Raw genomic sequence first — 20,533 nt, 5'->3', positions numbered from 1 at the left:
AGAAGGTATGTTTGTACTGCGTCCAATTACCCAGCGTGATTTCTCTGAGTTAAAAGACATTGCTATTGCTTCTGGTCATGGTTTTACGTCACTGCCGGTTGATGACAATGTGTTGTGTAATAAAATAACAAGAACCGAACAAAGCGTGGCTCGCGACATTCAGCAGGCCTTTGATGAAACCTACTTGTTTGTATTAGAGGATACGGATACGAATCGTATTGTAGGGACCTCAGGAATTGAAGCAGCCGTCGGAACTCATATACCCATCTATCATTATCACATAGGTAAAACCGTTCACTACTCTCGCACATTGGATGTATACAATGCCGTTGAGGTATTGAGTATGTGCAACGACTACACAGGTAGTAGTGAAATTTGCACTCTGTATTTGCGTCCTGAGTATCGAAGAAGTCAGTTAGGTCGGTTTTTATCTCGTGCGCGATTTTTATTTATGGCGCAGCATCCTCAGCGGTTTTCTGAGCGTGTTATTGCGGAGATGCGTGGCCATCAAGACGAAGAAGGTAATTCGCCGTTTTGGCAATGGCTACAAGAGCACTTCTTTAGTATTGAGTTTCCCCATGCGGATCGCCTAGTTGGTCTCGGCAATAAAGAATTTATTTCTGAATTAATGCCTAAATATCCCATCTACGCCAATTTATTAAGCTCAGATGCTCAGGAAGTGATAGGGAAAGTCCACAAGGATACTTTGCCTGCGCTCAAGCTTTTAGAAAAGGAAGGCTTTGAAAATCGTGGCTATGTGGATCTATTCGATGCGGGTCCAACGGTGGAATGCAAGTTTGATCAGATAGATGGTGTAAAGCAATCTAAAACGGCTAAAGTGAGCATTCAATCCACTGAGCCTTCGGCAATCGTCTATGCCATTTGCAATCAACATACTGAAGGTTTTCGCGCCACGTTTACGAACAATATGTCCTTTGACGAAGAGTCTGGAATCGTAAACATCTCGCCAGAAGTAGCGGAACAACTTAACGTATTTAATCAAGACGAAGTGCGCTTTTTCGTACTTTAATAGGGAGACTGACATGCACAACCATACTGAATCCTTGTTTGCAGGCTTGTGGCAAGATTATGTAAACCATACGCCGTCAGCGATGAGTATTCATGAACTGCTAGGTGCTACTCAAGATAAACCTATTATCAATGATCATATTGCTTTGCGCACATTTAATCACGACAAAGTGAACCTCGATAAACTGGCTGAGCATTTTATTCGTCTAGGCTATAAAGAGGGCGGAGAGTATCACTTTAAGGCAAAGAAGCTATACGCAAAGCATTTTGAGCATGAAGACCCAACGCTACCTAAAGTGTTCATTTCTCAACTATTGTGCGAGCAATTGTCTGAACAGGCGCAACACTTAATTAATCAACTAGTTGATAGTGTGGATGAACAAGCCTATTTGGCCGATGACTTTTTATATAGTGGTATTCATTGGTCAGTAGAGCGCCAAGTTTATGAAACCTTGGCCGCTGAAAGTGAATACGCGGCATGGATGTCGGCTTGGGGCTTTCGAGCAAATCATTTCACGGTGAGCATTAATGAGCTTGAGCAATACGATACGATTGAAGCGGTCAATCAAAAGCTGAAGGATTCTGGTTATACGCTCAATAGTGCAGGCGGTGAGATAAAGGGTTCACCGGAGGTACTACTAGAGCAAAGCTCTACCATGGCAGATACGAAAACGTTGGACTTCAGTGATGGACAGCTGACGATTCCAAGTTGTTTCTACGAATTTGCGCTTCGCTACAAGAAGCCAGACGGAAAGCTATATAGCGGATTTGTTGAAGCATCCGCAGATAAGATATTTGAAAGCACGAACAAAGCAGACTAGTCGTTGTAGCTAGGCTGCTTTGTTGGAAGTAGGGCAGGACCTTCTATTTTCTCATGATGCCTTCACACTGCAGCACTTTAAAGCCGTTTTCTCTGGCCACCTCTTTGACCATCTTAAAGTGGTATTTGAGAATGACTTCATAACTTAAAAATTCATTGGCTACGATAAGAAGCTTGCCGCTAAGCTTTAAGTGGTCTTTAGCCTTTGCTAAAAACTGCTCCGTCACTTCGTAATGGGTTTTTACTCCTTGATGAAAAGGAGGGTTGCTTATGATCCAGTTGTAGCGATCCTCTACCTCATCAAAGCCATTGCTGGCAAAAGCCTCAGCGTAGGGAATGCTATTCTTTTCAATCGTGCGTTGCGCACTTTTGACAGCAAGTAAATCGTCGTCGAGCATATCAATCTCGTCGACTTCGCGATGTTGTTGAACATAGCATCCAATGACCCCAGCGCCGCAGCCGAAATCTAACACTCTACCTTTAATTTTACGAGGTAGATTTTTCAGTAATACTTCAGTGCCTTTATCTAGCTTTTCTTGGCTAAACACACCCGGCAGAGCCTGTACATGCATATCAAGTTCGTTTACTTGATTCTGGTAATAGGTTTGTAGTTCAAAGTCCTTTGCAGTTAATGGCTTGCTGGCACTTACAATGGCGCTGTGTTTACCTGTGGCAAACTTATCACTTTGCTCAAAGAGTTTTTTGGTTTGCTTGGCAAGGCTTTTTATTCCGCCTTTGTTTTCACCAACAAACCAAATCTCGCCATCGTCTGCAAGGCTCGAACAACAGTAGTCGATGACATATTGCAATCGATTTTTGGATTTTGGTAAATAGACAATGATGCTTTGATAAGCATGTTGTTTTGGCGCCAATACAGATACGGTCTCAAACCCTTGAGTTTCAAATACAGTATTGGTGCTATGGCTAAAACAGGCAGCATGCCATCCACTAGGTATAGATTGGGCTAGGTCATCATGGGGAGGATTGACCAGCAAAGCATGCTCAGGTAAATCTTGTTGCAGTAGTAACTGACTAGGAGGAGCTAAAGGCATAGATATCCATTGAAACGCGCATTAATTATGGTGGGTATAATACCAGTATTAAAGTGGATGGTCTTGGGTGTAGGCCTGTATAGCTTTATTTAGAACCGGTAGTTGCTTTTTATGATGTTTGCTTACAGCGCAGTGGATCAATAAATTTGTGGAGAGTGGGTGGCTGTATAATCTTTCCTTGCCCACAATATCAGGAATAACTTCAAGCAGGTGTTTCAGAGTTCGTTCCTTAATTAAAATCACATCGACCTTTTTATCACGGAACAAGCCGATAATATTGTATATCTCTCGCTTATGATAAACCGGAATAACGGCTTTACTATCAATGAGATGGCGGAATCTAGGATATTGGTAGTGCTCCATGAGCCCGATTGCCATGCCATTCAGATCGTTATATTTTTGTATTTTAGGTATATGAGGTTTGATCGAAACCAAGATTTCCTTATCTTGCATGAAGGCATCTGTGAGCAGTATGTTGTCAAGGTTTGGGTGCCATTCTGCTCTGGTGTAGCAAACAGATTGTAATTGACCATTGGAGAGTAGGGTGTCCACGTCTCCTCTCGGTATAACCTTGTAGCGAATCTTTTCTGAGGTATAGTTTTCTGCATATTGGCCCAACTCATACAATATACCCTCAGGCCGAAGCTTGGGGCCGTTCGAATCGTAATAAATAGATGCCACAGGTGCTACTTGGGAGGATGCAACACCCATTTCAAGGGCATTGCACTTTACAGAGAGTAGTATCAGTAAAATGGTGTAAGCGAATCGATATGGTGGCATGATCGAAATCCAACAGCAGTTCTGTCCTAAGCAATTATAGTTGAAAAACCGCTGTCAGATGTTCAGTGGACTCAATGACTAGAATGAAAAACCTAAGTTAGCTTGGTAGCTTTGTGTTAGGTCTTTGTTTAGATATTCCAAACGCACAAAGACGTTGGGGTGAATATCATATTGGGCACCAATGCCAACAAATAAGCCGTCGTCACCTTTTAAGCCCACACCAATACGAGCAATGGCACTCAAGTCTTCACGGATTTCCGGTAAAGGCTTACGCACAACGGCGCTGCCCCAAAAACCGTTTACATCAATATCGCTATTATCGTATAGCTCACCACTTTTTATGTATCCCGCTTCTATAGAGGTTTCTGTACCATAGCGATTACCAAGGGCGTAACCGAAAAAGACTTGTGAACCAGAGGCTTTACCGTCTTTTGCTGAACTAAGCGAGGAGTTATCGATGCGATTATAATTGAAGCCAACGCCGACTCTGAGTTTATCTAAGTTGATGGTAATTTTTTTGTCTGTATCCGCCGCTTTTGTAGTGCTTTCTTGTGAAAGTGCAACGTTGGTACCTAGTGAAGCCAAGCAAACTAAACCCGTAGTCAATGTTTTCATTATTTGCATTAGAGTCATCCTTAAAAAATTCAGCATTCTATTGGCTTAGAATGCGAGCTGCAAAGCAGGTTCCTGCATATTGGCAAACTGTTCGCGTAAAGTGAGAACTTGATCAGACCAGTAGCGAGGTGATTCAAACCAAGGAAAGGCTTGCTTAAATGCTGGATCATCCCAGCGACGGGCTAGCCACGCGCTATAATGGATCAGTCGCATGGTTCTTAACACTTCTATTAGGCCTAATTGCTGGCTAGGAAACGGCAAAAACATATCATAGCCTCTTGCAATGGCATCAAGTTGGCTAAGCATTTCGTCGCGCTCACCATAGAGCAGCATCCACATATCTTGAATTCGAGGGGCTAAACGACAGTCATCTAGGTCTAGCATGTAGGGGGTGTGGTCCACCCAGAGTAAATTGCTGGCATGCAAATCCCCATGGCAGAGCTGTAAGTTGGGTTGAATACTTTGCCAACGCTCGTCTACTAGGCCTTCTAAATCTGTGGCCAGACTTTTGTAAGCATGGCTTACATTGGGATCAATCCAATCCTGTTCGTATAGGTAGTTCAGGCTATCTTTAATAAAGGTTTGCGGCGTCATTTGTGGACGGTGCTGTATTTCAATGCTATTGGCGAGTTGATGCAACCGACCCAATAAGCGACCCATTTGTTCGAAATCGTCTAGACGTTCGAGTTGTCCACTGTAGCCGCCTTGTTTGCGAAAAAGAGCAATCATAAAACCATCTTTTTCGAATAGCGTTTCGCCATCTATTTCCAGTGGAGGAACAACTGGCAATTCAGATTCGACGGCCTCTAAGGCAAATGTGTGTTCCTCTAAAATCGCTTCTCGACTCCAGCGATTGGGGCGATAAAACTTTGCGATCACATCTGGATGCTCTTCGACACCAATTTGGTACACACGGTTTTCATAGCTATTCAGAGCGAGGACATGACCTGAGCACAACCAATTGAGCGGTGCCAATATTTCATCGAGAATATTCAGAATTCGATCTGGATTAAGCTGAGCGTATTCGTGACTAAGCTCTTGTTCGTGATCATTCATGGCAAATCTCAAAGACAAAGAGCAGGATTGTACCTGATCTTTTCCTAAATTGTCTGTGGCGGCGTGCGCGCTAGACAAGCGACACAAACACTTTTGGCGCCAGATTTAATCAGTGTTAGAGACGCTTCATGGGCTGTGGCTCCTGTTGTCATGACATCATCAATCAATAAGACATTCTTACCTTCAATATATTGCGCAGAGTTCACCTCAAATGCGTTTTTTACGTTCGTTTTACGTTGTTCGCGAGAGAGGCCACGCTGACTAACGCTCGGTCGAGGGCGCACAAGACATTCTGAAACAGGCAAGGAGAAATGACGAGCAATTAGCTGGGCTAGGTGCAAGGTAGGATGATAACCGCGCTGAATTAAGCGTTTCCAGTGATAAGGTATAGGTACAATTAACTCGAATTCGTGGTCGCTGAGCTGCTCTATCAGTGCATTGACCAGAAATGGACGTGCCGTATTACGCCCCCGTTTGAATTGAACCAGCAATTGCTTGATGGGGGCAACATACTGAAACGGTGCAATTACTTTGGAGAAGGCGGGGGGTGAAGCGAGGCAATGTCCGCAGATATGACCAAATAGATTGGGCTCACTGCAGCGAGGGCAGGCTTGTGTTATACGAGGTAGATCTGAGGCACAATCGGAGCAAATTCCTTGTGTTAAGGATGTTGGGTTTAGGCATAGGCTGCATAGTTCTTTATTTATACATCTGTAAACCCTATTTATTGCAATGGTTGACTGTTTGAATATTCTGGATAACATAGCGTTATTACTTGTTTTCATGGCCTTGATGGAGCGCTCTAGCCTAGTCATAGCGCTTGTATTGGTATATCAGGCAATGCACCTAAAAAGGATAATAATATGAATGCGCAACTAGACCCTCAGATTCGCCATGACTGGAATGAGCAAGAAGTACAAGCTTTGTTCGATTTGCCGTTTAATGATCTGCTATTCCGTGCACAGAGCATCCATCGCACTTATTTCGATCCCAATGAAGTACAAGTCAGTACTCTATTAAGCATTAAAACCGGTGCTTGCCCAGAAGACTGTAAATATTGCCCGCAGTCGGCTCACTACAATACAGGCCTAGAAAAACAGCGCTTGATGGAAGTAGAAGCCGTATTAAACAAAGCCAAAGAAGCCAAAGCCAAGGGATCAACGCGTTTTTGCATGGGCGCAGCGTGGAAAAACCCAAATAAACGCGATATGCCCTACGTTCTAGAAATGGTAAAAGGCGTAAAGGCGATGGGGTTAGAAACCTGCATGACCTTGGGGATGCTAAATGAAGAACAGGCGGGTGAGTTGGCTGAAGCCGGATTGGATTATTACAACCACAATTTGGATACGAGTCCAGATTATTATGATCAAATTATTACGACGCGCACGTACAGCGATCGATTAGATACACTGCAGCACGTTCGTGATAGTGGTATGAAAATCTGTTCCGGTGGCATCATCGGTATGGGTGAACGCAAGAAAGATCGCATTGGGTTGCTGGCACAATTAGCGAACTTACCTGTGCATCCAGAGAGTGTGCCGATCAACATGTTGGTGAAAGTGAAAGGCACACCACTCGAGGATGTAGAAGATTTAGATCCTATCGATTTTGTGCGCTGCATCGCTGTGGCGCGTATTCTCATGCCCAAATCCCATGTGCGTCTCAGTGCAGGCCGCGAAGATATGAGTGACGAGATGCAAGCAATGTGCTTCATGGCCGGTGCTAATTCTATTTTCTATGGCGAATGCCTTTTAACCACACCGAATCCTGAAGCCCACAAGGACATGCAATTGTTTAAGCGTTTAGGCCTACGTCCAGAGCAAGCCATTGTTGATCACAATGACGATGAGCAAGCTGAAGTGCTTAGCAAACAGGTGCAAAAGAACGATCAAAACCAACCTTTCTACGACGCATCCGTATAGATAAAAAGCGCATGTCTTCCACGTTAGATCATGTATTGTATCAGGCGCTCAATGAGCGTCGTGAGCGCAATTTGTATCGCCAATGTCGAGTATTGAGTTCGCCGCAAGGACCCCAGGTCGAAATCAATGGTCGTACTATGTTGAGTTTCTGTTCCAACGATTATTTAGGCCTAGCAAATGATGCTCGAATCATTCAGCGTTTTAAGGACGCAGCGGATGAGATGGGAGTCGGCAGTGGTGCGGCCCATTTAGTGAATGGTCATAATTATTATCATCAAGCGTTGGAAGAAGCATTAGCCGAATTCACCAACCGCCCTCGCGCTTTGCTTTTTAGCACCGGCTATATGGCTAACATGGGCGTGATTGCTTCAGTACTCAATAAGCAAGATGCCGTGTTTGAAGACAAATGGAATCACGCATCTTTGATAGATGGTGGGTTGTTAAGTGGCGCGCGTTTTCAGCGATACCTGCATAAGGATCTTGAAAATCTCAATCAGCGCCTACTAAAAACGCAAGCCAATCAAAAAATGATTGTTACGGATGGTGTTTTTAGCATGGATGGCGATTGCGCTGACTTGCCCCGACTAGCGAATACTGCAAAAAAACATAACGCATGGCTAATGGTGGATGATGCCCATGGCTTTGGTGTATTGGGTGATAATGGTGCAGGTTTATGTGAAGCGCAAAATGTGTCTGGCGATGATGTGCCCATCTTGATGGCGACGCTAGGTAAAGGCTTGGGAACCGCAGGCGCTTTCGTTGCTGGTAGCGAAGCATTGATAGAGTATCTTACTAATTTTGCACGCCCGTATATTTATACAACTGCTATGCCCGCTGCAGTGGCTGCAGCCACGCTGACCAGTTTGCAAATTGTTAAAGAAGACGCCGAAAGAAGAATCCATCTTCAGTCATTGATTTCGCAATTTCGTCAAGGCGCTCGGCAGTTGGGTTTTGAATTAATGAACTCTTCTACTCCGATCCAACCGATAATAGTGGGTGAAGCAGATCAGGCGCTACTAATGACCGAAGCACTCAATAAAAAAGGCATACACGTTGCTGCAATTAGGCCGCCTACTGTACCTGAAGGCACATCTCGATTAAGAGTTACGTTGAGTGCATCTCATAGTGAAGCTCACGTTAATCAATTACTGCAAGCACTGGAAGACATTCAGTACTTGAATCAATAAGAGCAAAATTTTATGCAGATTCAACACGACGAATTTCATATTCGCGAATTTGGTAATCCGGATAACCCGAGTTTATTTTGTATTCACGGCTGGGCTAGCAATAGTCATGTGTTTGAACCTCTTGCGAAATTGTTCAAGGATCATTTTCATTTTGTTTGTGTTGATCTACCAGGGTTTGGTGAATCCAAATGTGAGGATGCACAACAAAGTTATCAGCTGCCTTATTTGATCGAAGGGCTTTTATCCGTTGCACCTGAAAAGTCAGCTTGGCTTGGCTGGTCTTTAGGCGGCATGTTGGCTGTGCAAGCGGCTGCGAAATTACAACTTGAAAAGTCTGATCGAATTGAGGCGTTAGTCTCTATGAATGCTAATGCAAAGTTCATAGCGCACAAATCATGGAAAAGCGGTGTACCTCAACCATTATTTGATGGTTTTATGGAATCGATTGCTGATGTGAAAACCACATTACGCCGTTTCGCTGCTTTGACCGTTGTAGGTGAGCAAAAAGACATGCTGCAAAGCTTAAAATGGTTGCAGCAGAATACCCAAGTTCCTGCGCCCACCTCTGACGTTCTAAATGCCAGCTTAAAGCTATTAGCACAATTGGATAATCGAGCTACGTTAAAGCAATTAACGCTACCCACACTGCATTTGCTTTCAACGGATGATGCAATTGTGCCCAACGGCGTCAGCCAAGAACTTAATAAATTAAATCCAATGCACCCTGTGAGTTTTGTTCCCAACGGTTCTCACGCAAGCTTGGTGGCCCAACCACAATCCGTTGCCAATGGCATTTTGACCTTTCTGGAGGGGTTGAATGCTTGACAAGCAGGCGGTAGCAAAAAGTTTTGGTAAGGCAGCGCATGAATACGATGAGTATGCACGTATTCAACATCGTATTGCTGACGCTTTATTAAAAAAGTGTGAACCACTCGCTCCTGACGAATCAAACAGTGACCTATGTAATCATCACACTGTCCTTGATTTGGGTTGTGGAACTGGTTATTGCTTGCCTAAACTTCGCCAGTGTTTCAAGTCTAGTACTATCAAAGGAGCGGATCTTTCAGAGGGTATGCTAGCGTATGCAAAGCAAACTTATCCAATGTTTGAATACTCCATTGCAGATGCTGAAGCCTTGCCATTTGAACACGAGTCTATATCGCTTATATTTTCTAACTTTGCTGTGCAATGGTGTGATTCTTTTTCACAAGTGTTAAATGAACAGTATCGAGTACTGAAACCCGGCGGTCATTTAGTGTTGAGTACATTGGTTGAAGGTACGTTGCGTGAATTGAAGCAGGCATGGTCAAAAGTGGATCAGAGGCAACATGTAAATAGCTTTGAGACTCAACAAAATGTGGAGCAGGCAATATCTGAATCGTGTTTTGAAGAGATTGACGTCACCTTTCGTGATGAGGTGGAGTTTTACCCGGATATAAGGAGTTTAACTGATTCGTTAAAACGTATCGGTGCTCACAATGTAACACAAGGGCGCAATCGCAGTTTAACCACGCCCAAGCAATTGAAGGCATTCATGCAAGCATTCGAAGAATATCGTCAAGAAGAGGGCTTACCAGCTCGCTATCACGTTGCAAGTATTGTCTTAAGAAAACCGAATTAACGACATTGAATGACAGAGGCAGTCATGGCAAAACAAATCTTCTTTATAGCGGGCACAGATACAGATGCAGGCAAGACGTTCATTGCCAGTGGCTTATTAGCCAAGGCCAAACAAGCACAATTGAGTACATTAGGTTTGAAACCGGTAGCCGCTGGCTGTAGCGAAACAGATCAAGGTTTACGTAACGACGATGCCATGAAGCTGATGACGCAAAGTACAGTGCAGTTATCATATGAGCAGGTAAACCCAATTGCGTTACAACCAGCAATTGCACCTCATATTGCGGCGCAGCGAATTCGCAAGCCGTTAAGTGCCGAGCGCATAGTTGGGTTGTTACGCGGTGTACTCATGACGAATAAAGCAGAATTTACTCTGATAGAAGGCGCTGGTGGATATCGTGTACCGCTTAATCCAAGAGAAACACTGGCAGACTGTATTAAAGAGCTAAGAACACCAGTTGTTCTGGTTGTAGGGATGAAATTGGGTTGTTTAAATCACGCTTTGCTAACGGTCGAGGCTATTAAACGTGATGGTTTGCACATTGCGGGTTGGGTTGCCAACCAAATTGACCCAGCCATGAGCGCATACGATGAAAATATTGAAACGTTACGAGCGATGATTCCAGCGCCGTGCCTTGGTGTGGTGCCGCACATTGATAACAATACAGCAGAAGCTGCGGCAGAGTATTTAACGCTACCATCAATGGAAGGTTAACTTCGTATTACCCCAGCATCCTTGTTGGGGCATTTTTAACTTGCCTATTAAGTCTACCGTTTTTAGGCGTCCAAACCATGCTACAAATAGTCGCACCGTATATTTCTTGAACTTTTAGTTATATGCCTGAGATTATTTAAAATAAATAACTCTAAATAACTGAAAAACTGCTGCATGTTCCCTTCATATTCATTTCTACAAGGTGATACTGATTTCTTAGTCTGAAACAGTATTAAAGTAATAAGCGGCAAGTTTGTGCCGCTTTTAAAAGTTTGGTTAAATTATATACAGGTAAAACCAACTGAGGAGTCGATAATGCAAGTAGGTGGAGCGGGTAACGCCCTAGCAGCAGGTTTGTCAGGGTTACAAAAAGGCCAAGAGCAGGTGACCGAAGCTGCGCAAAACATTGCGTCGGCGGGAACGCAGACAGCACAGGGCAGTGATGCCACTACGCAGCTGTCGAAATCCTTGGTTCAACAAACAGAAGGCGTACGCCAAGTAGAAGCCAGTGCGAAGGTAGTTGAAGCTGCCGATAAGAGTGTTGGCAGCTTGCTTGACGTCAGAGCTTAGATCCTAGGAGGTTTCGTAAGAGTTAGCTTGCGAATCATGTTATGAATATTCAAGTGGGCAGTGCAGCCAGTTCACCGCAGATCACGCCAACGGCCAATACAGACGGTCGTGCGAACCTTGCTGTGCCCACGGATGCTGAAAATCAAGCGACCAATTCGTTTAATCCGGTAACGCAGAACGATGAGAGTGCTCGCGCCAAGGATAAGGATCGTCGTCAAGCTACGGAAGAAAAGCAAGAGCAGCAAAGAGCCAGCAGTGATCGAGCTCGCCAAGAGCAGGCAAGAGCAAATGCGCAAGCTAGAGATCAACAGACAGATCTCCGAAACGACGATCGTTCGCAAGAGGACCTGCAGCAAGATCGTACACTTACTGATGCTCAAACGGAAGCAAGAAGGGAGGACGGCCAGCAGGAGCAGCGCCGCCTAGAGCAAGAACTAAAAGAAATTCGTGCGCTAGCCGAGCGAGATAGGCAGGTTAGGGCTCATGAGCAAGCTCACCAAGCTGTAGGTGGCCAATACGCGGGTGCCATCAGTTTATCTTATAAAACTGGCCCCGATGGCAAACGCTATGCTGTAGCAGGTGAAGTACCCATCAGTGTGGGGAAAGTCCCAAACGACCCGCAAGCGACATTAGAAAAAGCTCAAACTGTGCGCCGAGCAGCGTTGGCACCAGCCGAGCCATCCGCGCAGGACCGACAGGTAGCTGCGCAAGCAGTCCAGTTAGCATTAGAAGCGCGTAGCGAGCTTCAGCAAGCGCGCACTGAGGAACTGCGACAGCAGTCCGAGTCGAGAGAAGAGAAGCAAGTAAAAGAAGAAAGTGATGAGTCGCGTCTAGATAAAGAACAAGAGACGCAGCAAGCAGATCAGCAGCAACAAGAACGTGCTAATCAAGCGGCTGAGAGCTTGCGAGAACTAAACGAGCGGTTAGCTCGTGTTCAATCTCAACTTGTTGAAGCGGGTCAGATTGATGACAAGGTAAACTCTAGAGTAAATCTCTTAGACATTACCGCCTAATTTAGCATCAAGTGGATTGAAAAAAGCCACGGTATTTACCGTGGCTTTTTTATGTTCAGGACGAACGAAATAGTGCGGCGACGGGACGTCAAAGAGCGCATATATTCAAAATAGGGTAATTAGTGAAGTTTTAATCGAGGACGAATTACTTTATTGATGCGACCGGACAAACTCATTAACAGAGTTTTAAAATAACCGTGTAATGCAATCTGATGTAAGCGATATAAACTCACATATACAATGCGCGCGAGTCGGCCTTCAATCATCATACTTCCCCCTGATAAATTGCCCATCAGACTGCCGACGGTGCTATAGCGACTTAGATTTACTAAAGATCCTTTGTCTTTAAACACGAAGTCTTTAAGTTCTCTGCTCTCAACTAGACGTAATAAATTTTTATAAACATGGCTGGCTTGTTGGTGCGCAGCCTGAGCTCTCGGCGGTACTGGCGTGCCGTCAGGTTGCAGCATAAAAGAACAGTCACCAATGGCAAAAATACGATCATCCAGCGTCGTTTGTAAGCTGGGCTTCACTTTTATTTGGTTGGTCTTGGTTGTTTCCAGTCCACCTAGGTTTTCCATCCATTCTGGCGCTTTGACACCAGCGGCCCAGACTTTTAACTGTGCGGGTATTAGTTTGCCTTCGCTGGTCCAATAGCCTTCTTCGGTTACTTCTTTGATGAAAGTCTGTGTTTGTACTTCCACACCAAGTTTGTTTAGTTCTCGATGTGCGGCAGCACTGATACGCGGTGGCAGCGCTGGTAAAATGCGTTCGCCAGCTTCAATAATGCTGACATTTAATTGCTCTTTCTTTAAGTAATCTAATCCATACGCACGCAGTTGCGCGGCCGTGTTATGCAATTCTGCTGCGAGTTCAACTCCAGTTGCACCAGCACCAACGATGGCTATATTCAGATTATATTGATCTTCTTTTTGAGCTTGGTTGTTGGCCTTTAGATACGTATTGAGTAACACTTTGTGAAAACGATCTGCTTGTTCGCGGCTATCTAAAAATGAGCAGAAAGCTTGCGCGCCAGGTGTTCCAAAATCATTGGTTTGACTACCAACGGCTAGAACTAAATAGTCATAGGATAGGCGACGCTCTGGTAAAATTTCTTCGTGTTTTTCATCATGAATGGATGAGAGCACAATTTCATTGCGTTCCCGATCTAGATCATTCATGCGACCTATATGAAAGGTAAAGTGATGATTGTGAGCCTGTGCTCGATAACTTAATTCATCTATACCACCATCTAGAGAACCAGTTGCCACTTCGTGCAATAAAGGCTTCCAAAGGTGAGTATTGTTTGCATCGACTAAATGGATTTCGGCTAAATTCCGTTTGCCAAAGTGATCTCCTAATTTTGTGGCGAGTTCTAAGCCACCGGCTCCGCCGCCTACAATTACGATTTTGTTCATGATGGATTCCAATAAAATAGTTCTAGAATGGACCGCGCCACGATGCATTCTAGAAATATCTTTTATGGAGAAGAGGTATTTTCATTATAACGAACTAACTTTTTGTAACAAGTTAGAAACAGAGTAGTTCGCAAATGACGATAATGAAAATGATGAAAGCTTTATTTAGCCAAACTTAATAAAAGGCAGGCAACAAAGAAGAAAATCACACCGGTAACCCAAAGGTGTTGATGATGCTGTTGTTCTGGTGCGGGTTCAGTGCGTTGCATCATATTTAATAAAGACTTTAATTCTGAGTTAGACGTCCATCCGATACAGTATCGATCGTCAGTTAAATCTATTTTCACCTGATGTTGGTCTTGCTCAATAGCTTGCACCTGTACATTGATTATTTCATCGCAACCAATGCGAAATTCATTACGTGGGCTAAAAGCCAAGCGATGAGAAAGAAAAGGAACGGAGTCTTGATGTTTTATTTGCCATTGCCCCTCTCCCAGATGGCCTTGCTGGATATCAATCACGAATCACACCCACCAAAACAAGTGTGCAGGCGATGGACAAGGCGGATGCCGTAATAAGCAATACTTGAGTAAGCCATTTTGGTTTTTTCCGTAGAGAAAAGTAATAGCGTTCCCAAGGATCTCTTGAAAATGGACCCACTCCGGTAACTGCCATCAAAACCACTCCACTGATGGCGAGTAAAACGCAAGCCAAGGCGTACATAAGTAAATCCTTCGGTTATTAAAACTCAGTTAATTGGTAGGAATGGCTAGATGCATTTCTGCACCGATGATTTCGTTATTTTCATCTGTATGCAATTTGCCTTTAAAAGCAGGCTTTTGATCTTTAACACGGGGCTCGAATAGGTTAGAGAATTGGTGTTGTTCCGCGGCTGTTTCCAGCGGGATAGCAGAATCGTCAAGCGTCATCGGGTCAACTTTCAGATCTAATCTTTCTGGGGGTAGCAGTGCTTGTAGCTGCTCATCCACATCATCTTTCGCAGGTGTGATACTAGGAGATGGTTCCATCTCGTCTTGAGCATCCTGTCCAATATCCTTGAAGAGTTTGCCTGAGTCTTCAAAGAGGGTAGTCGTTTTTTCAATCCAATCTGACCAGTCTGAAGTCGAATTTTGCTGGTGGGGCATCAAAACGATGAAACCAATAACCCCCATCAAAAAAATTAGTGCAAATGTTTGTTTCATAAGAAACCTGATAACAATGGCTTTATGCCATCATTATCAGGCTCTAATGGCGGGGTTTCAACCGTTTACTGTTGCAGTGTGTTACGGTTGGCAGGATTTAGTTAAAAGCTTGACCTGGCTTGATACCCATGGTTTTCAATATTTTTGCCAATGGACAAAAGCCTGTGAACGCAGCTTGAAACATATTAAGTCCCACAAATGCAGTAAACCATAACCAATTCACATGATGAATTTGGCTCAAGCCTAAGCTGAGTAAGATGAATAAACCTGCGAATGAGAATACAACGCGATCGATCGACATGGGGCAACTCCTCAAATATTACATTAGGTTATTCTAAATTAGATAAATCTTAAATAAAAAGCAAGAGATGTTTGTCTATTGGATGATAAACACTGATGCAAAATCCCCCCATCACCAGTGAGTTTGTGCTAGACCTCTCGTCGAAACGGCTTATTCTCGATATACTTGCCGCTTTGTGATCACAACCAGAGCCCTGTCGCCAAATGGGGCCGATAAGACGGAAAATTATGAAAACCGCAGAAATTAGACAGGCATTTTTAAGATATTTCGAAGAAAACGGGCATACCGTGGTTGCTTCCAGTTCGTTGATTCCTGCGAACGACCCGACGTTAATGTTTACTAACGCTGGGATGAACCAGTTCAAAGATACCTTTTTGGGACAAGAAACCCGTAATTATACTCGTGCAGCCTCGTCTCAGCGCTGTGTGCGTGCAGGCGGAAAACACAACGACCTAGAGAATGTAGGTTATACCGCCCGTCACCATACTTTTTTTGAAATGTTGGGTAACTTCAGTTTTGGTGATTACTTTAAGCGTGAAGCGATCAAGTTTGCTTGGGGTTTTCTAACCGGCAAAGACTGGTTGAACTTGCCTGTAGAAAAATTGCTAGTAACGGTTTATGCCGATGACCAAGAAGCCTATGACATCTGGCATCAAGAAATGGGTTTGCCGGAAGACAAGATCATCCGCATCGGTGATAACAAAGGCGAAAAGTACGCGTCTGACAACTTCTGGCAAATGGGTGATACCGGACCATGTGGCCCTTGCAGTGAAATCTTCTTTGATCACGGTGATCACATTTGGGGTGGCAAGCCTGGCACACCAGAAGAAGATGGTGATCGCTTCATCGAAATCTGGAACATCGTATTCATGCAGTACAACCGTTATGCCGACGGTAAAATGGAACCTTTACCTAAGCCGTCTATTGATACGGGAATGGGCCTAGAGCGTATCTCTGCCATTATGCAGGGCGTTCACTCCAACTACGAAATCGATTTATTCCAAAACTTGATTGCCGCAGCGGCCAAGGCAACCGGTACACAAGACTTAAGCAATAAATCTCTGCTAGTAATCGCCGACCATATTCGCTCTTGTGGCTTCTTGATCAGTGATGGCGTGATGCCAAGCAATGAAGGTCGTGGTTATGTGCTACGTCGTATCATTCGTCGTGCACTCCGTCACGGTCATTTATTAGGTGCCACAGACTTATTCTTCTTCAAGTTAGTCGCGGCGCTGGTAGACGAAATGGGGGATGCTTATCCTGAACTGAAGCAAAACCAAGCTCAGTTGGAAAAAATTCTAAAACTGGAAGAAGAGCAATTCGCTAAGACGCTCGATAACGGCATGAAGCTTTTAGAAGAAGCCATTGCTGAATTGAAAGGCGATACCATTCCCGGTGAAACCGTGTTTAAGCTTTATGATACTTACGGCTTCCCAGTGGATTTAACCGCCGATATTGCGCGCGAAAAAGACCTGAAAGTAGATGAAGCGGGCTTTGAATCGTGCATGGAAGAGCAAAAGAATAAGGCTCGTGCGGCAAGCAATTTCAAAGTGGACTACACAGATACGCTTAACATCGAAGGTGAAACCGACTTTACGGGTTACGATCATCTAAGTGATCAAGCAAAAGTCGTTAGCCTTTATAAAGACGGTAATGCGGTGGAAAGCTTGAACGCAGGCGAAGCCGGCATGATTGTTCTGGATAGTACACCATTTTACGGTGAGTCAGGTGGCCAAGTGGGCGACACAGGCGTACTGCGCACGGCGGACGGTTATGAGTTTATCGTTACGGATACAACCAAGCAGCAAAACAATCACTTGCATCACGGTGAAGTAAAAGCGGGCATCATCAAAGCGGGTGATACTTTAAGTGCATTAGTTGATGAGCATAAGCGTCAGCAGACTGCTATTCACCACAGTGCAACCCACTTATTGCATGCGGCTTTGCGTGAAATTCTTGGGGAACATGTGCAGCAAAAAGGGTCTCTATGTACCTATGATCGCTTGCGCTTTGACTTTGCTCACTTTGAAGCCATGACGGCGGATGAACTGGCAGCGGTAGAACGTCGAGTGAATCAACAAATTGCGGCCAATACGCCAGTGCAAACAGAATTGATGGCGATTGATGCGGCGAAAGAAAAGGGCGCTATGGCTCTGTTTGGCGAAAAATACGATGACGAAGTACGCGTTTTGAGTATGGGTACCGATGGTTTCTCGGTAGAACTGTGCGGTGGTACACACGCTAAACGTACGGGCGATATTGGCCTACTTAAAATTGTTAGCGAAGGTGGTATAGCAGCCGGTGTACGTCGTGTTGAAGCGGTTGTAGGCGAAGCTGCTATCAAATATATCCAGTCTATGGACGCGAGCTTGAACCTCATCGCCAGCCAAGTAAAAACCACCCGTGATAGCTTGGAAGATAAGGTGACACAGTTAGTACAGAAAAACCGACAGCTAGAAAAAGACGTGCAGCAATTGAAAGCCAAATTGGCTTCTGGTGCAGGTACGGATTTAGCGGCCGGTGCTAAAGATATTAACGGTGTAAAAGTCTTGGCGGCGCAGCTAGACGGTGCAGATGTTCCAGCCATGCGTAGCGCTATGGACCAGCTTAAAAATAAACTGGGCAGCGGTATTATCTTGTTGGCGAGTCACGATGGCGAAAAAGTAACCCTAATCGCAGGTGTGACCAAAGACTTGCTGGGTAAAGTAAAAGCGGGTGACCTTGTTAAAGAGCTTGCGCCTTATGTCGATGGCCGCGGCGGCGGTAAGCCAGATATGGCACAAGCTGGTGGTAAAAAGCCAGAAGGGATTCAGGATGCATTGAACGCATTTGATGCGTGGGCTCAGCAAAACCTATAACTCTTCTTGTTGATCGCAGCTTAAACACAGGTTTCCTGTGTTTCGCTGCAATAAAATCTATAAAGCCCTGTATTTCGGGGCCCTCGGGTATTTTCAATGGCGCTAATTTATTGTCTAATTAGCGCCCAAAATTTTTGCCCGCTTTTTAACAACATTTGAGAGCCTTTCCATGGCATTGTATGTACATAAATATGGCGGTACATCAGTGGGTTCTATTGAACGCATTGAGGGCGTCGCGCAAAAGATAAAGCACTTTAAAGAAGATGGTCACGATGTTGTCGTGGCGGTGAGTGCCATGAGCGGAGAAACCAATCGCCTGATTGGATTGGCCAAAGAGATTACTGATACACCGTCTGCCCGTGAGATGGATGTATTAGTTAGTACTGGTGAGCAGGTGACGATTGCGCTGCTAAGCATGGCGTTGGAAAAGATTGGTGTGCCGGCTAAGTCCTATACGGGCAGTCAAATTCGTATGTTAACCGATAGCGCATTCGGTAAGGCGCGAATCGAACACATTGATACGGATTCTATCCGCAGTGATTTGGACGAAGGTAAAGTGGTTGTCGTAGCTGGCTTCCAAGGTGTTGATGCGCAAGGTAATATCACGACACTCGGACGAGGTGGTTCAGATACAACTGGGGTTGCGTTAGCAGCTGCCCTAAAAGCTGATGAATGTCAGATCTATACAGATGTTGATGGCGTATACACTACCGACCCTCGAGTGGTAGAAAAAGCCCGTCGTATGGAAAAGATTACCTTTGAAGAAATGCTGGAAATGGCCAGCTTAGGTTCAAAAGTGTTGCAAATTCGCTCTGTGGAATTTGCAGGAAAATACCAAGTTCCGTTGCGCGTATTGCACAGTAGCAAAGAAGGCAATGGCACACTGATTACCATAGAGGATGATAACGCCGTGGAAAAACCTGTTATTTCTGGCATTGCATTTAACCGCGACGAAGCCAAATTGACCGTCATGGGCGTACCTGATATCCCAGGTGTAGCTTCAAAAATTTTGGGTCCTGTGGGCGCAGCTAACATCGAAGTAGATATGATCGTACAAAACGTAGCTGCTGACCGCACAACAGACTTTACGTTTACTGTTCATCGCAACGATTTTGCTAAAGCGCAAGGTGTTCTTAATGAAGTTGCTCAAGAGCTTGGTGCAAGAGAGGTTGCGGCCACGGATGACATCGCCAAAGTGTCTTTAGTGGGTGTAGGTATGCGCAGTCACGCTGGAGTGGCGAGCAAAATGTTCGAGATTCTTGCAAACGAAAACATCAATATCCAAATTATTAGTACTTCGGAAATCAAAATATCCGTGGTCATAGAAGAGAAATATCTAGAACTCGCTGTACGCGCATTGCATACAGGCTTTGATCTAGATGACGAAAAATAAACGTTTCGTCTTAACGAGCACCCGCGATAAAGATGACTGTGGATTAAGTCGATCTTTATCGCATTGTAATAGCGTCAAAGATCGGTCGCTATTACATAAAAAACCGCGTTGGAAAGCCAGCGCACCCTAGGTCAAGATCAGTAATGTTCAAATCGGTCGTCATCCATAACTAAATATTATGGAAACAATGTTAAGGCGGCTTTTAATTTGCTCAAGCTGGTCAATAATTAAACGTATGGATGCCCGATAGGGATTAAGTAGTCCATCGCTTGGCTACCGTATTCAGGAGAATAGAATGCTAATTTTAACGCGTCGTGTTGGTGAAACCTTAATGGTTGGTGACGAAGTAACCGTTACCGTATTAGGTGTAAAAGGCAATCAAGTTCGCATTGGTGTAAACGCCCCTAAAGAAGTGGCCGTGCATCGTGAGGAAATCTACCAACGCATTCAGAACGAAAAAGGCTCACCAGAAGAAAAGTAAAAATTTCGGCGAAATGGCGCTAATTCGTTAATTTTATTGAAATTTTTACTTTAAATTTCTCTCTAAGCTGGTAGTATATCGCCCCGTTGTGGAGAGATGGCCGAGTGGCTGAAGGCGCGCCCCTGCTAAGGGCGTATAGGAGAAATCTTATCGAGGGTTCGAATCCCTCTCTCTCCGCCACATTTAAAGTTCTTTTTATTTCCTAGAGATAAATAAACTTTGGCGTAGGTTGACTAATTTAATTGGCTGCCTATAATACGCCAACCCAATTAGTGCGCTCGTAGCTCAGCTGGATAGAGTACCTGGCTACGAACCAGGCGGTCGGAGGTTCGAATCCTCCCGAGCGCGCCATTTTCGAATAGATTTTATTTGAAATAGTTATTGGGAAAACAGTTTTAAAGATTACGCGCTCGTAGCTCAGCTGGATAGAGTACCTGGCTACGAACCAGGCGGTCGGAGGTTCGAATCCTCCCGAGCGCGCCATCATTCCAAAAACCCTGC

Annotated in this window: 22 protein-coding genes and 3 tRNA genes; 15 read left to right on the top strand and 10 right to left on the bottom strand. The window is 44.6% G+C overall.

The genetic code is table 11. The features are described 5' to 3' along the window. Positions 1–7: 7 nt before the first annotated feature. On the top strand, positions 8–1,030 hold the full coding sequence (astA, locus tag HF888_RS12750) for an arginine N-succinyltransferase (RefSeq protein WP_007016531.1): 1,023 nt from the start codon (positions 8–10) through the stop codon (positions 1,028–1,030). Between the two features lie 13 nt (positions 1,031–1,043). Then, positions 1,044–1,850 carry a DUF1338 domain-containing protein gene (locus HF888_RS12745; RefSeq protein WP_007016530.1) on the top strand — a complete coding sequence of 269 codons (807 nt, stop codon included), beginning with the start codon at positions 1,044–1,046 and terminating at the stop codon, positions 1,848–1,850. A gap of 43 nt (positions 1,851–1,893) precedes the next feature. On the opposite strand, the gene HF888_RS12740 is transcribed toward HF888_RS12745, so the two are convergent. The 5 genes from HF888_RS12740 to HF888_RS12720 form a co-directional block, all read right to left on the bottom strand. Beyond that, entirely contained in the window at positions 1,894–2,901 is a 1,008-nt protein-coding gene (locus tag HF888_RS12740) for a class I SAM-dependent methyltransferase (RefSeq protein WP_007016529.1), read from the bottom strand. A 48-nt stretch (positions 2,902–2,949) separates the two neighbouring features. After that, positions 2,950–3,681 carry a type 2 periplasmic-binding domain-containing protein gene (locus HF888_RS12735; protein WP_007016528.1) on the bottom strand — a complete coding sequence of 244 codons (732 nt, stop codon included), beginning with the start codon at positions 3,679–3,681 and terminating at the stop codon, positions 2,950–2,952. A gap of 78 nt (positions 3,682–3,759) precedes the next feature. Next, a complete protein-coding gene (locus HF888_RS12730) occupies positions 3,760–4,305 on the bottom strand; it encodes an outer membrane beta-barrel protein (RefSeq protein ID WP_007016527.1) in 546 nt (181 codons plus the stop codon). A gap of 36 nt (positions 4,306–4,341) precedes the next feature. After that, entirely contained in the window at positions 4,342–5,352 is a 1,011-nt protein-coding gene (locus HF888_RS12725) for a serine/threonine protein kinase (RefSeq protein ID WP_007016526.1), read from the bottom strand. Positions 5,353–5,396: 44 nt separating this feature from the next. Continuing rightward, entirely contained in the window at positions 5,397–5,843 is a 447-nt protein-coding gene (locus HF888_RS12720) for a ComF family protein (protein ID WP_007016525.1), read from the bottom strand. A gap of 372 nt (positions 5,844–6,215) precedes the next feature. Here HF888_RS12720 and bioB point away from each other — a divergent pair, with 372 nt between their 5' ends. The 7 genes from bioB (at position 6,216) to HF888_RS12685 (ending at position 12,379) form a co-directional block, all read left to right on the top strand. Further along, positions 6,216–7,274 (top strand): biotin synthase BioB, encoded by a 1,059-nt coding sequence (gene bioB, locus HF888_RS12715; RefSeq protein ID WP_007016524.1) that lies wholly within the window; start codon positions 6,216–6,218, stop codon positions 7,272–7,274. Between the two features lie 11 nt (positions 7,275–7,285). Next, positions 7,286–8,461 (top strand): 8-amino-7-oxononanoate synthase, encoded by a 1,176-nt coding sequence (gene bioF, locus HF888_RS12710; RefSeq protein ID WP_007016523.1) that lies wholly within the window; start codon positions 7,286–7,288, stop codon positions 8,459–8,461. A 12-nt stretch (positions 8,462–8,473) separates the two neighbouring features. After that, complete coding sequence (locus HF888_RS12705; protein WP_007016522.1) at positions 8,474–9,286, top strand: alpha/beta fold hydrolase; 813 nt, start codon at positions 8,474–8,476, stop codon at positions 9,284–9,286. Next, a complete protein-coding gene (bioC, locus tag HF888_RS12700; protein ID WP_007016521.1) occupies positions 9,279–10,082 on the top strand; it encodes a malonyl-ACP O-methyltransferase BioC in 804 nt (267 codons plus the stop codon). The genes HF888_RS12705 and bioC overlap by 8 nt, the downstream gene beginning before the upstream one ends. Positions 10,083–10,106: 24 nt before the next feature. After that, positions 10,107–10,796 carry a dethiobiotin synthase gene (bioD, locus tag HF888_RS12695; protein WP_040297433.1) on the top strand — a complete coding sequence of 230 codons (690 nt, stop codon included), beginning with the start codon at positions 10,107–10,109 and terminating at the stop codon, positions 10,794–10,796. A gap of 315 nt (positions 10,797–11,111) precedes the next feature. Then, positions 11,112–11,366 (top strand): hypothetical protein, encoded by a 255-nt coding sequence (locus HF888_RS12690; protein ID WP_007016519.1) that lies wholly within the window; start codon positions 11,112–11,114, stop codon positions 11,364–11,366. 41 nt (positions 11,367–11,407) lie between these two features. After that, positions 11,408–12,379, top strand: a complete 972-nt coding sequence (locus tag HF888_RS12685; protein ID WP_007016518.1) for a putative metalloprotease CJM1_0395 family protein — start codon at positions 11,408–11,410, stop codon at positions 12,377–12,379. A gap of 119 nt (positions 12,380–12,498) precedes the next feature. On the opposite strand, the gene HF888_RS12680 is transcribed toward HF888_RS12685, so the two are convergent. From HF888_RS12680 to HF888_RS12660, 5 genes are all read right to left on the bottom strand, one after another. Beyond that, positions 12,499–13,797, bottom strand: a complete 1,299-nt coding sequence (locus tag HF888_RS12680) for an NAD(P)/FAD-dependent oxidoreductase (protein WP_040297431.1) — start codon at positions 13,795–13,797, stop codon at positions 12,499–12,501. 161 nt (positions 13,798–13,958) lie between these two features. Next, entirely contained in the window at positions 13,959–14,318 is a 360-nt protein-coding gene (locus tag HF888_RS12675) for a hypothetical protein (RefSeq protein ID WP_007016516.1), read from the bottom strand. Beyond that, the gene (locus HF888_RS12670; protein WP_007016515.1) at positions 14,311–14,520 is read right to left on the bottom strand and encodes a hypothetical protein; all 210 of its coding nucleotides are present in this window, start codon (positions 14,518–14,520) and stop codon (positions 14,311–14,313) included. Before HF888_RS12670 ends, HF888_RS12675 begins: the two co-directional genes overlap by 8 nt. A 29-nt stretch (positions 14,521–14,549) precedes the next feature. After that, complete coding sequence (locus HF888_RS12665; protein ID WP_007016514.1) at positions 14,550–14,999, bottom strand: hypothetical protein; 450 nt, start codon at positions 14,997–14,999, stop codon at positions 14,550–14,552. 97 nt (positions 15,000–15,096) lie between these two features. Next, complete coding sequence (locus HF888_RS12660) at positions 15,097–15,300, bottom strand: YgaP family membrane protein (RefSeq protein WP_007016513.1); 204 nt, start codon at positions 15,298–15,300, stop codon at positions 15,097–15,099. 227 nt (positions 15,301–15,527) lie between these two features. Here HF888_RS12660 and alaS point away from each other — a divergent pair, with 227 nt between their 5' ends. From alaS to HF888_RS12630, 6 genes are all read left to right on the top strand, one after another. Next, positions 15,528–18,158, top strand: coding sequence for an alanine--tRNA ligase (gene alaS, locus HF888_RS12655; RefSeq protein ID WP_168367066.1), 2,631 nt, complete (start codon positions 15,528–15,530; stop codon positions 18,156–18,158). A 169-nt stretch (positions 18,159–18,327) separates the two neighbouring features. Next, on the top strand, positions 18,328–19,551 hold the full coding sequence (locus tag HF888_RS12650) for an aspartate kinase (RefSeq protein ID WP_007019129.1): 1,224 nt from the start codon (positions 18,328–18,330) through the stop codon (positions 19,549–19,551). Between the two features lie 295 nt (positions 19,552–19,846). Beyond that, positions 19,847–20,032, top strand: a complete 186-nt coding sequence (gene csrA, locus HF888_RS12645; protein WP_007019130.1) for a carbon storage regulator CsrA — start codon at positions 19,847–19,849, stop codon at positions 20,030–20,032. 90 nt (positions 20,033–20,122) lie between these two features. Continuing rightward, positions 20,123–20,212 (top strand) — tRNA-Ser (locus tag HF888_RS12640). 94 nt (positions 20,213–20,306) lie between these two features. Continuing rightward, positions 20,307–20,383: transfer RNA gene (locus HF888_RS12635), tRNA-Arg, on the top strand. Between the two features lie 55 nt (positions 20,384–20,438). Continuing rightward, positions 20,439–20,515 (top strand) — tRNA-Arg (locus HF888_RS12630). Positions 20,516–20,533 lie beyond the last annotated feature (18 nt).

This window comes from Bermanella marisrubri, assembly GCF_012295615.1.
In the GTDB taxonomy this organism is placed as follows: Bacteria; Pseudomonadota; Gammaproteobacteria; order Pseudomonadales; family Oceanobacteraceae; genus Bermanella; species Bermanella marisrubri.
This window is presented reverse-complemented; position numbering and strand designations above follow the sequence as displayed.